Below are 15,497 nucleotides of genomic sequence, written 5' to 3' on the forward strand. Positions count from 1 at the left end.
TACTTTCACCATTTAAGCTTCTTGCGTAATTCAGAAGCTTTCTCTCTTGCAAGCTTTGAAGCGTCTATTATTTGTTGCGGTGTGAAAAAGCCTGCTCCGCCTTTCTGTATGGCGCAAATGTTGCCTTTGTCGTTGACTGCCATGGAGAGCCTAGAATCCATTACTTGTTCTTCTTCTTGTCCTACGTCGATGACGAGTTTGCCGTTGAGTTTGCCAACAGTTACGGTTATGGGGTGGTCTTTGAGCGGTAGTGGGGTGTAGCCTTGTTTGATTACGACTTCGCCGTTTTTGACTTCATAGTTGGGCATTTTGGTGTTCATTAATGCAGAAACAGCTGCTAGTGCTGAAGCGTCGATGAGGTTACCGTCGTGGTTAAGGACATAGACATCAACGAAGACTACGAACACTTTCTTGCCGGGTTCAATGCACAGTTTTTTGTTGTCTATGGCTTTGGATTCGCGTATGCCGCGGTCAACAATGCGGGCGAGTTCGATAGAGTTTTCATCGGGGGGGCCTGGTTCAAAGTTTGGAGAAGCCAAAGGAACAAGTTCGGCGTTAACGGTCATGACACCGTCATCAGGTGTGTCGGGGAAGGGTTCGCCTGTTTCGACTTTTACGCCTACTAGAACCTCGGTTTTGCCCAAGGTGATTTTGGCTGAACCTTCAGCTTTCTCAATTAAGCCTTCTTCAATTTTGAATTCGCGGTAATCAGTTAAGCCTCTGCCGTCAAGACGCTTGTTTTCTTCCAGCAGTTGACCAAGCTGGCGTTGACGCACACGAGTAATCAAAGTAGACATTACTCTTCAACCTCCTCTGCGGGTTCCTCTTCTTCAACCAAATTCATGTACTTCGTTTTTAACGCTTCCTTTTGCAAATCATAAATCTTTTTGCAGCCATCCATCGCCATGGTTACGGCTTTCTCGAACTCTTCGGGAGAGAGGGTGCCGTCCATCTGCAACAGTGTTACTGCGTCCAAGTTTGGCATGTAAGCAACTGGAACGTCGGCGGCGCCTAGTTTGTCTTCGGCGTCGTACAAGTCCAAGACCACGGTGTCTTCAACTTTGCCTGCAGCGCACGCAACAACGAGGTCACGCATGGGTATGCCTGAATCTGCAAGGGCTAATGCGGCTGCGGTTATGCTTGCGCATCGGGTTCCACCGTCAGCTTGCAAGACCTCCACGAACACGTCAACACCTGTGCGCGGATACAAATCCAAGAACAACGCGGGTTCTAAGGATTCTCGGATGACCTTGCTGAGTTCGACTTCGCGTCTGCTGGGTGCGGGGGATTTGCGTTCGGGGACGCTAAACGGTGCCATGTGGTAGCGGCATCTTAGCACCATGCGGTCGGGTCGTGAGAGGTGTTTGGGGTGCATTTCACGTGGACCAAACACTGCGGCTAAGATCTTGTTTTTTCCGTGTTCTATGTATGCTGAGCCGTCGGCGTTTGATAACACGCCTACTTCGAGTTTAAGTGGTCTAAGCTCGTCGGCTTTCCTTCCGTCGAGACGTACACCTTTTTTGTCGATTAGTTTTTCATGTTTTTCATTCATTTTGTGGGTCCTCCACTTTAGCTTTCTCTTCCTTGAGCAACTGCGTGATACGGTCGGTTAACCCTGTAGTGTGGGATTCCTCTTCGATTTTCCGTATAGCAGACATTGCAAGGTCTTCATCTTCAAGGTTCTTGCCCGTGACCAAAATTACGCCGTTCATACCCAAAATTATCTGGCAATTAGACTCCTGCTTTATCATGGAAATCATGGAGCCTTTCCTGCCTATGACTCGGGGAATCTTGGTTGGGGTGACGCGCATGATTTGTCCGCGGGTGATTTTTCCCAATCCAGGTTCGCCGACGGTTAGTTGGGGGTCGTGGGCGCGGTCGTATGAGGCGATTTTTGCTACGATTAAGTCTCCAGAGTTGAGAACTTGGCAGAGTTCGTCGTTTTGGGGCTTAAAAGGTCGGCTTAAAACGTCAGATGCACGCAGTAGCGCATCGTAGGGAGCCTTGATGTCCACGGTCCAACCGTTGAACCCGACTTCCTTAACAGAGCCGATGATTAAATCGCCTACTTTGGGAACGTAGAACGCACGTAACGCCACAACATGGACTTTCTTGTTTTCTAAATCTACAAGTCCAAGGCGAGAGGAGAAAATCTTTCCTGCTTCGTTATACGTGTTTTCTCCTGGTTGATACTCGCCCTCTGCAAGCAGCTCGCCAGGCGTTACCAGTTGTTTTGCTTCAAAATATGTTGGCATGACTCAATTTTTCCTCCATTACTCAAATTCAATCTTTTTTTCGTTACTTCATTACCTTTGCTTCCCCAGCGCCCTTCGTAACCTCGCCTAACTTGTTTAGGAAAGAGGCATAACTACCACCAGGCATCTCAATTACGCCATACCAAGAACCATCAGCACGCCACTGCTCATTGCTTATAGAACCATAAGTTTTGATAGAACCATAAGCGCGAACCGCATACTGGGCAGGTATGGTAACGGCGACTTTGATTTGCTCAACTTTCAAAGGCAAAATAGGACGCAGCAAACGGATGATTTCTCGGGCTTGCTCGTCAATGGATTTGTAGGGGTCTACGGAGTAGCGGATTTGTTCCATGGCGTTTTCTATGCGCATGGGCGGATGGGGCAGGTTGGTTTTGGGGTCAACTGCTTGTCGGCTGATGAAGTCGATGATTTGCCTGCGTTTGTCTTCCACCATTTTGCGGCGCTGGTCAGTGGTTAACTGCAGCTGGCCCTTCTTGATGATGACATCAGCTATGGCGAAAGGGTCAACACTGTCAAAAGCTTTGCGCAGTTGCTCGTCCGCGACGCGGGTGCCTTTGTTGGCATCAGAAAAAACGGTTTCTGCCGCGAGAACATCGGTTATGGCGCTGATTTTGCCGTTGCGGTAGTCTAGAGCCTTTTGGGGTTTAACTAACACTTCGAAATGTTCATTATCCTTTGTGAGACGCGCAATTGTGAACTTTTCACTCATCAACGATTCACTTGCCCGAACTAAACTGTTTGATGTACGCTTCTACAGCTTCGTCCGAGAGCATCTCTAACTTCTTTGTGGCTGTGGGGATAACTGCAAGTTTTATGCGGGGCGGCAGTTGCCGTGCTTCAAGGGCCTTTACGAGGCACTTTACGGTGAGTTTTTTGTTGTCTTCTAGGCTCATGTCTTCTTTGTATTCTTCTTTGAGTATTGAAATAACGGTTTCTCTTCCAGCGCCCAAAGCGGTTGCCTTGTAGCCGCGGTATGTTCCAGAAGGATGTGTGCCAAAGACGCGTGGTCCAGTTTTGTCTGCGCCACCAAAGATTATGCTCACGCCAAAGGGTCTTACACCTGCATGTTGGGTGTACATTTGCTGTATGTCGCAGATGCGTTTGGTTACAACTTCGGTGTCTATGGGTTCATCGTATGTTAGTTTATTACTTTGAGCGTAAACACGTGCTTGGTCAATTAGAATGCGGGCGTCAGAACTCAAACCCACAATAGCCGCGCCAACATGCTCGTCTACACGAAAGATTTTCCAAGAATAACCCGCTTCTTCAAGGGGTTCAAGACTCTCCTCAGCGCCTAAGACAACACCCTCTGCACATTGAATGCCTAAGATGGTGGCTCCACGATTGACCAACTCCATTGCATACTCTACTTGGAAAAGCCTTCCGTCCGGGGAAAAAACGGTGATTGCACGGTCATATGCTCCTGGTGCTGCAAATACGGACATAACTATTACCTCATTTTACTCTTTACACTATTCGCCAAGTCACATACGTTAACCACAGTAAAAACCTTTCCTTTAAACCAACATCGGCATTCGACTATGACAAAAACAGGTTTACAGCTAACTGTCCAGCAAATGGCGAGTTTAGGGCTTTTTTGTTTGGAATATCGTCTTTAGGCAGAGGAGGGGGAGGTTTGTTTTTGTTTTATGGCTGCTAGTTTTCCGCCTGCCTGTATCATTTTGCAGTCTAAATCGCAAAGTTCGCACCGCACGGGAATGGTTGCGCCTGTGGTTAGGTTTTTGATTGTGAGGTCAGCTTGGAGGTTTTGGGTTTCCAGCTCAAGCAGGTCGCCTTGGGAAATCTTGTCGTAGTCGTTTTTATCAGCAAAGGTTAGGGGCACAATGCCAAAGTTAATCAAGTTAGCCAAGTGAATACGCGCGAAGCTCTTGACAATGACTGCTTTTACACCAAGGTACTTAGGCGCTAAGGCAGCGTGTTCTCTACTTGAGCCTTGACCATAATTTTCACCGCCGACAATAAAGCCGCCTTTGCGGTCCAATGCGCGCTCTGCAAATTCGGGGTCCACGGGTCGAAAAGTGTGCTTGCTGATTTCTGGTATGTTACTGCGCAAAGACATAACTTGGCTGCCTCCTGGGAGGATGTCGTCGGTAGATATGTTATCACCCGTTTTGAGCAAAACTTCGCCTGAGAGTTTTTCGGGGAGCGTCGTGAAACTGGGCAGGGGTTTGATGTTGGGTCCCATGAGGATTTCGGTTTGAGCTGCAGTTTCGGGGCGTATGAACATGTTATCGTTTACCAAAAACTCTGCGGGCAGGTTGATTTGGGGGTAATCTTTGAGGTCACGCGGGTCAGTAATTACGCCTGTTAGGGCGGCGGCTACGGCGGTTTCGGGGCTGACTAGGTAGATTTGGGCGTCTTTGGTTCCTGAGCGTCCTTTGAAGTTGCGGTTAAACGTGCGAAGCGTCACCGCACCAGTTGGGGGAGCTTGCCCAATACCAATACAAGGACCACAACCGTTCTCAATCACACGCGCACCCGCACGAATAATATGCACCAAATCACCGCTAACCGCCAAATTTTCCAACACCTGCCTCGAACCCGGCGAGATGGTCAAACTAACAGAGTCGCTAATTTTCTTTCCTTTGAGCAGTGCGGCGACCAGCTTCAAATCGCGTAGTGACGAGTTGGTGCAGCTTCCTATGCAGACCTGCGCAACGGGGGTTCCTGCGACTTCACGCACCGTTTTGACGTTATCGGGGCTGTGGGGCAAGGCGATGAGGGGCTCGACCGTGGAGAGGTCTATGTCGATTGTTTCGGTGTAGGTGGCGTCTTCGTCGGCTTTAAGTTCCACCCATTGGTCTTCGCGTCCTTGGCTTTTGAGGAACTCGTGGGTGATTTCGTCTGAGGGAAAAACCGAGGTGGTGGCGCCTGTTTCGGTGCCCATGTTGGTTATGGTTCCGCGTTCTGGAACAGTTAGGGTTTTCACGCCTGGACCAAAGTACTCTAAGATTTTGTTGACTGCGCCTTTGACGCTTATTCTTCGTAGGACTTCTAGGATGACGTCTTTGGCGGAAACAAACGGTGAAAGTTTGCCTGTTAAGCGTACGCCCACGATTTTGGGCATCTCCAGATAAAACGGCTCCCCAGCCATAGCTGCTGCAACATCTAAGCCGCCTGCGCCTATGGCAATCATGCTCATGCCGCCTGCTGTGGGGGTGTGGCTGTCACTTCCCAGCAAGGTGTATCCAGGGCGCGCAAAACGTTCAAGGTAGACTTGGTGGCAGATGCCGTTTCCGGGGCGGCTAAAGGTTATGCCGTATTTAGCGGCTATGCTTTGCAGGTAGAGGTGGTCATCAGGGTTGCGAAAATCGTTTTGAAGCATGTTGTGGTCAACAAAACTCAGGCTCAGTTTAGTGCGAACCTTGGGAATGCCCATCGCTTGGAACTCTAAATAAGCCAACGTGCCCGTAGAATCCTGCGTCAACGTATGATCAATAACTAACCCGATTTTTCCGCCGCAAACAGTTTTGCCGTTTAAAACGTGATTTGCAATTATTTTTTCAGATAAAGTCTTGCCCATGATTTTTCCCGCCAGACAACATTTTTTCAGTAAAGACCAGGTGATTTAGTAGTTTAGGGGATGAAAAAACACAGATTTAAGGCTCACGCCAAAAAAACAAAAAACATCACACAAAAACAAACAAGCCAAACAACAAACAAAAGGAAGAAGGGGTTACTGTTGGTTTATCATGGTGTGCATGAGGTCGGTTTTGGTGACCATGCCTATGATTTTCTTTGGGTTTTCGGGGTCTACTACGAGGACTCGTCCGGTTTCGTGTTTGGTCATTTTCTTGAAAGCATCCATGGCGGTGTCGTCGGGTTTGACGGATATGGGTTTTTTGTTTAGGATTTCTTTGACGGTTGTGGTTGCGCGTTTTGATTTGTCGGTTTGGGAGGCTTCTTCTAAGGTGATGAGCCCGATGGGTTCTTCTTTTTGGTTTACGACGGGGTAGCCGATGTGGTGTTGTTTTGCCATGAGGTCAAGGAGGTCTTGGACGGAAACGGTTCCTTGGACGGTTTTGACGTTTTTGGTCATGATGTCGGCGACTTTGACTTGGGAGAGTTCTTCGGCTTCGCGTAGCATGAGCACGGGGAGGTAGCCGTATTTTTCTTCGAAGTGCTTGGCTTCTTCAAGGGCAGATTTACGTTTCTGAATCGCAGCGCGAACGACCCGTTCAAACACGCGGGGCTCTTGCTCGATAACCCAAGTGTTAATCACGCCGTTTTCCACTGCGTCATAGAAGAAGTCTTCGCCGTCTTTGGTTCGAATGATTACTGTGGACCATTCTTCAAGCGGGTAGGCACTGCCTACGGATATGTCGGCTAATTCGTTGGTGAAGTCCGTGCAGGTTCGGCAGCTGGGCATGATGATGCTTTCGATTTCGGATATGGGGATGCGTATGGTGTCTTTTTCGGTTTGCACGATAAATTTGGAGGAGAGGCGCATGTGTTTGATTTCTGAGGGTTTAACGTGGTAGTTATCTTCGATGTATTTGAGCAGGGCGCTCATGGAGAATGTGCCAAAACAGAATAGTCCGATGGTGATGTCTAGGTTGTCTCCGATTTTGTGTTGCCAAGCTTCCAGTTTGCGAAGGGCTAAAACGTGGCAGGGCACACCCACGAAGGCGATTTTTTGTTTGCCGTATCCGTAAACTGCGCTGCCGTATGCTTTGGCTACAGGGGAGGGGAAGAATTTGCTGCCCACAGCCGAGATAATGTCGTCTTGTACTACAGCTACGGAGGCTTTGGGTTTAGCGGGATTATCGGGTTCGGCGCGGGATACAATGGCGCTGTCAAAACGCTTCTTTTCTACGCCATAGGTTAGAAGTGAAGTAACCACTCCTCCACCGCGGCTAAGCTTTCGCAGTTCAGGGTCAGTGGCTTGCGCGAGAACTATTTTACGGTAGTAACCCAACGCTTCATTCTTGCCAGGCGCATCAGAAACGGCTTTAAGAGTTCTTAGCAAAAGCGCCTCAGAATGCGGACACGCCTCATAACAAATCGGACACAAATCCAAATCCTTAGAGCAATCATGCAAACGCCGATGCTTTTCACCTTCAATAGATATTGCATGGGTAGGACAAGCAGCCTCACATGCTCCACACAAAGTACAGAACCCATTGCTGATTATTTTTTTGTTCAAAACATTATAGGCTATGAGAGAATCGCTTTTGGTCTGCATGGCACCCTCACTTAACTACATAATGTTAATGACCCCGTTTAAATACATAGCCATATAACCTCCTGCGTTTTGACCTTAAAGAAAAACATTGATGCTTTGCCAACGGTGCAGAGCAGTTAGCGGTAAAAAACAGCGGCGGAGAAAGCAGGTTTAGGGCTGTTTATGTACAAATCGGGGTTGCAGGGTGGTTTAAAGCAGGAGAAGCAGGTTTTTTCTTGATTTAGGATAAACCCGCGTTTGGGTAGTTCTACTTGAAACGGGTTGTAGGGGTTTCTAATTGAATTTATAAGTTAGTTTTACCTATAAAGGATATTTAGCGTTCTGTGCAAGCTGGAGAGACTACACTGGACGCACCATAAACATCAATGAAGGAACAAATAAGGAGGATGAAAAATACGGAAAAACAACAAGACGTCATATTCGTCGGAAACAAACCACCAATGAGCTATGTCTTAGCTATCATAACGGCTTTTTCTTCAGGGAGCCTAAAGGAAATAACCCTTAAAGCAAGAGGTCAAGCAATAACCACCGCAGTCGACGTTGCTGAAATCGCCCGAAACCGCTTCATAAAAGACCTCAAAGTAAGCAAAATCGCAATCGGAACCGCCGAGATGCCACCACGAGAAGGCGAAACCAGAACCCGCATGGTATCCACCATAGAAATAAGCGTAAACAAACCATAGCCACCAAAAAAGAGCAACAACACACAAAAATTGCTCTCCACTTCTTTTCTTCTTATTTTCGCTTAAAAAAAGCACAGGAAAAAGAGAGAGGGGAAGCAGCGTTTAGTCTGGGCTGTTTTGGTTTGGGGTTTGTTGTTGTTCGCGCATTTTGAGGTATGTTTGGATTTTTGAGACGATTTCTTGGAACGCTTTAGCTGCAGCGGAGTCGGTTTGCTCCACAACAAAGGGTTTGCCTTGATCAGCTTGGGCGCCAACGCGGGGGTCTATGGGTATGCTGCCAAGAAAGTCTACGCCTGATTCTTTGGTCATTTTTTGGGCGCCGCCCGCAGGGAATATGTCGGTTTTTTCGCCGCAGTGAGGACAAATAAAGCCGCTCATGTTCTCCACCACGCCGATGATGGGCATGTTTAGCCTACGCGCAAACGTTATAGCCTTCTTAACAATGGTGCTAGACAACTCGCTGGGCATAGTAACCACCACCACGCCATCAATTTCAGGCAACAACTGCGCAACACTCAACGGCTCATCACCAGTCCCCGGAGGCAAATCAATAAGCAAAACATCCAACTCACCCCACACAATATCTTGCAAAAACTGGCGAATAGCCCCCATCTTCAACGGTCCACGCCAAATCGTAGGAACCTCCTCATCCACAAAAAAGTCAATCGAAACCACCTTCATACCCAAAGGCCCAGATACAGGAAACGCACCCGGAGGACCATACTGAACCTGCGCACCAGTCAAACCCAGCAGCCGCGGCACACTAGGACCATGAATATCCGCATCCAAAACCCCCACCGCAAGCCCACTCTTAGCTAACGCCGCCGCCAAATTCACCGTCACCGTACTCTTACCCACGCCGCCTTTACCGCTAATAACCGCAATTTTATGCTTAATTTTACCCATACGGGCCTTGAGAGCTTGCTGCTGTTCCAAAAACCGTTGCCGCGAAGCTTCCATAGGACTAACATCATTTGAAGACATAAAACACCACAAACCCCCAAAAGGCAAACTACACTAAAAAGCATTACGCACCAAACAACAACCCCCCCCCTCCCCCCTTTTCTGCATACAATTAAAAACAGCCAGCCCAATAGACGCCAAACAGAAACACGCCACCCAAACAAAAGCTAAATATCCCTGAACAAACTATGAATGCAGAAAGCCACCAACGGGCTGGTAGTTCAGCGGTATGAATGCTTGACTTGCACTCAAGAGGTCGGGGGTTCAAATCCCCCCCAGTCCACCAATAAAGGGGCACCAAACATGCACAATTTTTTTCAAACTGTTTTTGGCATAGCTTTGTTTTCAGGTAGCCAAATAACTGTGTCGCAGGCAGGGTGACGTAGTTATTTTGGGTTGGTTGTGGGGAGGTGGATGGTGAAGGTGGTGCCTTTGTTTGGGGTGCTGTGGACTTTTATGGTTGCGTTGTGGGCTTCGAGTATGCGTTTGGTTATGGAGAGGCCTACGCCCATGCCTTTTGCTTTGGTGGTGAAGAACGGTACCCAGAGTTTGTCTATGACTTCTTTGGGCATGCCTATGCCGGTGTCGGAGAAGCTGATTTCGGCGTAGTTTCCAGTTTTTTTGCTGGTTATGGTGAGGGTGCCGCCGTTTGGCATGGCGTCAAAAGCGTTTTTTGTTAGGTTGCTAAAGACGCGCTGCATTTTGGTGGTGTCTACCCAGAATTGGGGTTGGTTTTGTGTTTTGTTGATTACTTGGATGTTTTCGGGGATGCTGAAGCGGGAAAGGATTGTGTCGACTAGTTTTTTGGGGTCTGTTTGGGTTTTGTCTAGTTTTATTTCGGTGGAGTAGTCAAGGAGGTCTTTTACGATTTTATCGGAGTATTCTACGCAGTCGTTGATGGTTTCAAGCAGGGCGGTTCCTTGTTCTCCAAGTTGTGCACCGTATTTGTTTTGTAGAAGGTAGGAGGCACCTTTGATTCCAGTTAGGGGGTTGCGCAGGTCATGGGCGACCATGGTGGAGACGTCTCGCATGGCGTCGAGGCGTTGAGTTAGGGAGTCTTTGACGGCTTTTGCGACCAGGGCGGTTTCTTCACTGGCGAATCTTGGGAGGTCATCGGATTCTGTTTTTTCAAAAGAGGTTTCCTGCACGTATGATGCCAGTTTGGTCATGGGTTCTACGACGTTTCTTTCAAGGAAAATCAAAGAGGCAATAGCAACTAAAACTGAAAGCACTGCAAGGAAAATAAAGGAGGTGTTCATGACGAATTGGCTTTGCTGGTAGGCTAACCTGTTTTGGAAAACCTGCAGGACAAACAAGGGTTCTGAATGAATATCCTCAACTATGGTGTAGCCACAGACAACTTCTGGGCTTTGTTCTTTTACCACTATGGGATTGCCTGCAAGCAAAGAAGCCACTGCCTCATTTTCGGTAGCGCTAAAATCAGGTATTGTGCCTAAAGAGAAGTTCATGTACATGATGCTTTGCAGTTGCTCAAGTTCTTGCGCATTCACATATTTGCCAAAAAGCATGCCCCCCGCGATGGGACCTTCAAAGCGGCTGTTCACAATCGGAGCCGTAGCCACAAACACGGGCTCCTCATCCAAGAGCATAAGACCAAAGTTTTTGTCCTCAACAGAAGAAAACAGCCAGATAACATCATCCAAGGCTAGCGCTTGCTTTGTGTTTGCAGAGGTCTCAATCAAGCTTGAATTGTCAAGGGCATAAGATTGGCAATAAAGCAAGGTTCCGTTGTTGCTTCGAACGGCAACGAGGTTGATGTTTAGGTTTTCAAAAGTTTCTCCAATAAAGTTCAAGTCAGGATAGTCAGGGGTTTGGTTTTGGACAAAAGCATAGGTATCATCCAAGGCAGAATGGTCTTTTACGGTTCCCGCTAAAACCGAGAGGCGATAGTCTATTGTGCTTAGGGCCTGATTGATGCCTTCCTCACTTTCGCGGTACTCCAAACTCTCAAAGCTGGGCTCAATAACTATCACTGTCACAACATAAAACGCCAAAAAGAACAATAAAGCTACAAGAGAAACAGCTATTATGGTTTTTGTCTGTAATTTCGTAACAAAAGCCCTCCGAAGGCGGTATCTTGCGCATATTCGAAACCTTTTCCAGCAATTTAAAAGCTATGAAGCGGTGATAAACTAAAAAATCGCATCAAACAAACAACTGTTAGCAAAAACAAGAAATATCACGGACTCACAACGGTTTTTGATACAAAATTCAAAAATCCTACAGCACATATAGAAATAATTTACAGGACAACTAGGCATTTGACACGCAGCACATCCACAGGTGATTTAGCCACAAGCAGCCATTCAGGCACAAACCTAGTGCGGCTTAGTCGAAGATTTTTATCTTTTCAGCCTCTCGCGATTCAGCTTCTATGAGGGTGTAGTATACAGCGAGCAGGGTTAGTATCATGGCGGCGCCGATTATGAGGGCTTCTTTGGACATGCCTATGAGCAGGGTGATTAAGCCGATGATGGCAGCTATGGGGAGGATGGGGTAGAGGGGGGTTTTGAATGTGGCGGGGGTTTTGTTGCGTCTGAAGTGAATCAGGGAGAAGCTTGCGATGAGGTAGCAGAAGATTAAGCCAAAGTTGCTTATGGAGGTCATGATGTAGATGTCGCCTGAGAAGAGCATGAGTATTCCAATTGCTGAGGAGATTAAAACGCCGTTTACAGCTACGTCGCGTTTTTTGTCGTATTTTCTGACGAGTTTGGGTAAGAGTTTGTCTGAGCCTATTTGGTAGAGAACTCTTGAGGAGCCCAGGATTATTGCGAGAACTGCTGAGGCGGTTGCGATTAGAGCGCCGATGGATACGGTGGTGAAGAGCCAGTCAGGGGCACCTGAGGATTGCAAGGCAAAAGAGAGGGGGTCAGAAGAGATTGTGTATTGGCTGGAGGGCAGCAGAAATAGAAGAGAAACTGCAACCAGAACATACAGTATCATGCTAATTATTACGGAGAAGATAATGGCTTTGGCTGCTCCTGCGCCGCCGCCTTTGACGTTGTTGGTTATTGTGGAAATTGACTGAAAACCCGCGTACGCAAAAAATATCACTACGCTAGAAGCAAAAATGGCGCTTATGTTGCCAGGTTGGAAGTCGGAGACAAAGTTTGCGGTTGCCAAGGAAGAGTTGCCTAAAGCAAAAAGCAAGGCAAAAGCCACGAAAACCATTAGAATACCGATTTTTATAACAACCAAACCCAAGTCGACCTTTGCGGCTTTGCTCACGCCTAAAATGTTGACTACGGCGAGAACCAAAATCAGGATGATAGCAAATATGGTGGGGTAAACGTTGGAGTTTAACCCGATTAAGCCGTTTAGGTAGGAGCCAAAGCCAAGGGATATGGGGGCTATTGAGGAGGCGTAGCTAAAATAGAGCATGATGCCAGTTATGAAACCAAGTTCGCTGCCAAAAGCTTCGTAGGCATAAGAGTAAGAGCCGCCTTCAGCTTTAGGCATGATGGAGCCTAATTCGCCCAGTTCAAGCCCAATAATTAAAGCGATAACACCGACGATAACAAAGGCAATAAGCGAAGCCGAGCCAGCCAAGGCAATAGCAGTTCCACTTAAAACAAATATACCCGCACCAATTATAGCGCCAAGCCCAACCGCCGTCGCTGCCTTAACACTTATCATCCAATCAGAATCTGCCTAACCCGTATATTGCATTTACGCCCAAGCAGCCCCGCAAAAAAGAAAAACCACAAAAAGCAAAACAAAAGAGGGAGAGCCCAAAAGGGCGAATTAAGAGTTTTGTCGGTTAATGCCGAGGGAGGCTTTTTTCCCACCAGATCAGAGCTTGAAGAGAAGGGGTTTTGTCTTCGAATTTGTAGTCGCCAGTGCTTGTTTGTTTGAGGGTTTTTTCTAGGTACGCGTGGAGTTTGGTTTGTTCTGCGGGGGTTAATTCTTTGCCGTCGTTTCTTCGGGCAAACCTGTTTTTTATTTCAGATACGGCTTCGTCTACGCTGCGGTAGAGCATGGTGTTGGAGGGTTGGACTTGGAAGATTTCGACGTTGGGGCTGATGCCCATTTGGTAGAGCACGTTGCAAAGAGCCAGGTAGGTACGGGTTTCTCCGTAGGGTCTGCCCATGGCGTTGTGGATGCCGATGTCGAAGATTCGTTTGCTTGCGCCCCAAACTAGGTAGGCGTAGCGTTTTGTTGCTTCATCCATTTTTTTAAGGAAGGTTTGAACGTCCTTTTCAAGTCCCATGGAGCGGCAGGCAATTACTATATCGTGGGGTTCTATGTCCACGCCTATTTCGGTTTGCTCGATTAGCTTGTTTATGCAGGTGATGTTGGATACTCCTGATTCTTTGGCGTTTTGGGCTAGATGGTTTAGCATTTCGCTTGAGCCGTCTAAGGCGGTGACGTGTTTGCAGGCTTTAGCCATGGGAATTGCTAGCATGCCCGCGCCCGCGCCTACATCTAAGGCGGTCCAGTCAGGACGAAGCTTGAGGCGCTCCATAACTTTCTTGCCGTAATCGCTTTCGTTTTGTATACGGTTCCACCGCGCAGCGTTACTATCCCACAAGGAGGCTTTGTCTGCATGCCCCACCATGAAAATAGCGCCTTCACGCCAAACGCTGTTCCAATCAATAGCGTTAACATCCATTATTGAACAAACTCCAAGTTAGATTCGAATGAAAACACCATTTTCTGGAAGTTCCCGATGTATTTTTGCTAAACATAACCGTAACCAATTTAAGTATAACACGATATGTAACTGGAAACATAACGGGAATGGAAGTATAATGGACAATAAAAAAGTTATGATTGTAGGAATAGTCGCAGTTGTCGCAGTTGTCATTGCGGTCGTTTTTGGAGCTCCCGCGTTGATTAACGATGATCCTGGTTCAGGCGCTAATGGAGACCTTGTTCCAGTTACTGTTGATTCGAACCCTGCTGGTTCAGGTCAAATCAAAGTTGACGGCACCGTTGTTGTTACTCCTGCCAGTTTTGATTGGGAAAAAGATTCCACGCATACTTTGGAGGCTTTGTCATCTGATGATAACTCGGCTGATATGAAGTACAGTTGGGTTAGCTGGAGTGATGGCGGCGCTCAGACTCACGATTACACCGTGAATGAAGAAGCAACCGTAACAGCCACCTTTGATGCCCAATACAAAGTCGAAGTTGCACAGACAGGGCTGGACAGTTCTGCAAACGAGAACATAGTCACAGTGCAGATAGGCAGTGATAATAGCCAAGTTTACAGTTTAGCAAGCCTGCCTGTCAGCGCATGGGTAACCCCAGGAACACAGGTAACCTACAGCTTTGAAGGCAACGTTTCAACAACCGTGCCAGACGCATACTTCATGCTATCAAACACACACACCGAAGAAACCCTCACCATAAACGAGCCCCAAACAGTAACAGGCGCATACACACGAGCAATAATTGACGCAAAAGGCAACATAATAAACGTACCCGACCCCTCTGACATCAACCGAATAGCAGACTCATGGCCCGCACACAACACCGTAGTTGTAATGTGTGGTGCGAAAGAAAAACTAGTTGCAACAGCCACCATAAACACTGTTAACCCCATGTTCCAAAAGATTCTGCCGCAGATAGAAACAATGCTAACGCCGTTTAACTCAGATGGCACAGTCAACATAGAAGAACTCATGGTTCAAGACCCCGACATCGTGTTTGTTTCTGCAAGCGGAGAAGATGCAGCAGCCGCAATGGAGAGCAGCGGACTGACAGTTATAAGATTGCAGTTCTACGACTTTGACGACATGGTCCACACCGTACACCTAACAGGATGGATACTTGGAGAAGAAGCACTAGACAAAGCAGTTACATTCATTGACTACTTCAACGGCGTACGAGACAACATATTAACCGTAACTTCGCACATCGCCGAGGAAGACAAACCAGTAGTGCTACACATCACAGGCACAGCTGACTCACCCCTAAGAATCGACGCTGGAGAAGGCCTCATCAACACATGGATTAACCTGTGCGGAGGAATCAACGCAGCAGCAGAAGTCGGCGGCAACATGCAAACAGTTTCATTAGAGCAAATACTAGCGTGGGATCCAGAGATGATCCTTATTGGACAGGCCACAGCCAACGAAATGAAAGACGACCTCTTGCATGATGAATCCTGGAGCGAAGTTACTGCCATACAAAACGGAGACGTAATCGCTAACCCAATGGGCGTCTTTGACTGGGCACGCTACAGCGTTGAAGAAGCATTAAACATCCAATGGGTATCCCAAACACTACATCCAGACCTCTTCGCAGACATTGACATCAGAGCAGAAACACAGTACTTCTACTCAACATTCTATGACTACAACCTTACAGAAGCAGAAATCGACTCAATACTACGGTAAA

General features: G+C 47.6%; 13 protein-coding genes and 1 tRNA gene. 3 read left to right on the forward strand and 11 right to left on the reverse strand.

The annotated features are described in order from the left end of the window. Nucleotides 1–5 precede the first annotated feature (5 nt). From rrp42 to NWF04_07160, 7 genes are all read right to left on the reverse strand, one after another. Nucleotides 6–797 (reverse strand): exosome complex protein Rrp42, encoded by a 792-nt coding sequence (rrp42, locus tag NWF04_07130; protein ID MCW4006349.1) that lies wholly within the window; start codon nt 795–797, stop codon nt 6–8. Continuing rightward, nucleotides 797–1,552, reverse strand: coding sequence for an exosome complex exonuclease Rrp41 (rrp41, locus tag NWF04_07135; protein MCW4006350.1), 756 nt, complete (start codon nt 1,550–1,552; stop codon nt 797–799). Before rrp41 ends, rrp42 begins: the two co-directional genes overlap by 1 nt. Continuing rightward, nucleotides 1,545–2,255 carry an exosome complex RNA-binding protein Rrp4 gene (gene rrp4 / locus NWF04_07140; GenBank protein MCW4006351.1) on the reverse strand — a complete coding sequence of 237 codons (711 nt, stop codon included), beginning with the start codon at nt 2,253–2,255 and terminating at the stop codon, nt 1,545–1,547. Before rrp4 ends, rrp41 begins: the two co-directional genes overlap by 8 nt. Nucleotides 2,256–2,298: 43 nt before the next feature. Continuing rightward, nucleotides 2,299–2,988, reverse strand: a complete 690-nt coding sequence (locus NWF04_07145) for a ribosome assembly factor SBDS (protein MCW4006352.1) — start codon at nt 2,986–2,988, stop codon at nt 2,299–2,301. Between the two features lie 7 nt (nt 2,989–2,995). Continuing rightward, nucleotides 2,996–3,724 (reverse strand): archaeal proteasome endopeptidase complex subunit alpha, encoded by a 729-nt coding sequence (locus NWF04_07150; GenBank protein MCW4006353.1) that lies wholly within the window; start codon nt 3,722–3,724, stop codon nt 2,996–2,998. Between the two features lie 170 nt (nt 3,725–3,894). Beyond that, complete coding sequence (locus tag NWF04_07155; protein MCW4006354.1) at nt 3,895–5,823, reverse strand: aconitate hydratase; 1,929 nt, start codon at nt 5,821–5,823, stop codon at nt 3,895–3,897. A gap of 153 nt (nt 5,824–5,976) precedes the next feature. After that, nucleotides 5,977–7,485: a Coenzyme F420 hydrogenase/dehydrogenase, beta subunit C-terminal domain gene (locus NWF04_07160; protein ID MCW4006355.1), complete on the reverse strand. Its 1,509-nt coding sequence runs from the start codon at nt 7,483–7,485 to the stop codon at nt 5,977–5,979. A 386-nt stretch (nt 7,486–7,871) separates the two neighbouring features. Between NWF04_07160 and albA the strand changes: the two genes are divergently transcribed. Beyond that, entirely contained in the window at nt 7,872–8,168 is a 297-nt protein-coding gene (gene albA / locus NWF04_07165) for a DNA-binding protein Alba (protein ID MCW4006356.1), read from the forward strand. A 102-nt stretch (nt 8,169–8,270) separates the two neighbouring features. Here albA and NWF04_07170 read toward each other — a convergent pair whose 3' ends face one another. Beyond that, complete coding sequence (locus NWF04_07170; protein ID MCW4006357.1) at nt 8,271–9,074, reverse strand: Mrp/NBP35 family ATP-binding protein; 804 nt, start codon at nt 9,072–9,074, stop codon at nt 8,271–8,273. Between the two features lie 267 nt (nt 9,075–9,341). Here NWF04_07170 and NWF04_07175 point away from each other — a divergent pair. Further along, nucleotides 9,342–9,417 (forward strand) — tRNA-Ala (locus NWF04_07175). A 100-nt stretch (nt 9,418–9,517) separates the two neighbouring features. On the opposite strand, the gene NWF04_07180 is transcribed toward NWF04_07175, so the two are convergent. From NWF04_07180 to NWF04_07190, 3 genes are all read right to left on the reverse strand, one after another. Then, the gene (locus NWF04_07180; protein ID MCW4006358.1) at nt 9,518–11,131 is read right to left on the reverse strand and encodes an ATP-binding protein; all 1,614 of its coding nucleotides are present in this window, start codon (nt 11,129–11,131) and stop codon (nt 9,518–9,520) included. A gap of 349 nt (nt 11,132–11,480) precedes the next feature. Next, nucleotides 11,481–12,788 (reverse strand): amino acid permease, encoded by a 1,308-nt coding sequence (locus NWF04_07185; GenBank protein MCW4006359.1) that lies wholly within the window; start codon nt 12,786–12,788, stop codon nt 11,481–11,483. A 124-nt stretch (nt 12,789–12,912) separates the two neighbouring features. Further along, nucleotides 12,913–13,764, reverse strand: a complete 852-nt coding sequence (locus tag NWF04_07190; protein ID MCW4006360.1) for a methyltransferase domain-containing protein — start codon at nt 13,762–13,764, stop codon at nt 12,913–12,915. A gap of 139 nt (nt 13,765–13,903) precedes the next feature. On the opposite strand from NWF04_07190, the gene NWF04_07195 reads away from it, so the two are divergent. Next, nucleotides 13,904–15,496: an ABC transporter substrate-binding protein gene (locus NWF04_07195; GenBank protein ID MCW4006361.1), complete on the forward strand. Its 1,593-nt coding sequence runs from the start codon at nt 13,904–13,906 to the stop codon at nt 15,494–15,496. Nucleotide 15,497: the final 1 nt, after the last annotated feature.

It is taken from the genome of Candidatus Bathyarchaeota archaeon (assembly GCA_026014465.1).
Classification (GTDB): domain Archaea; phylum Thermoproteota; class Bathyarchaeia; order Bathyarchaeales; family Bathycorpusculaceae; genus JADGNF01.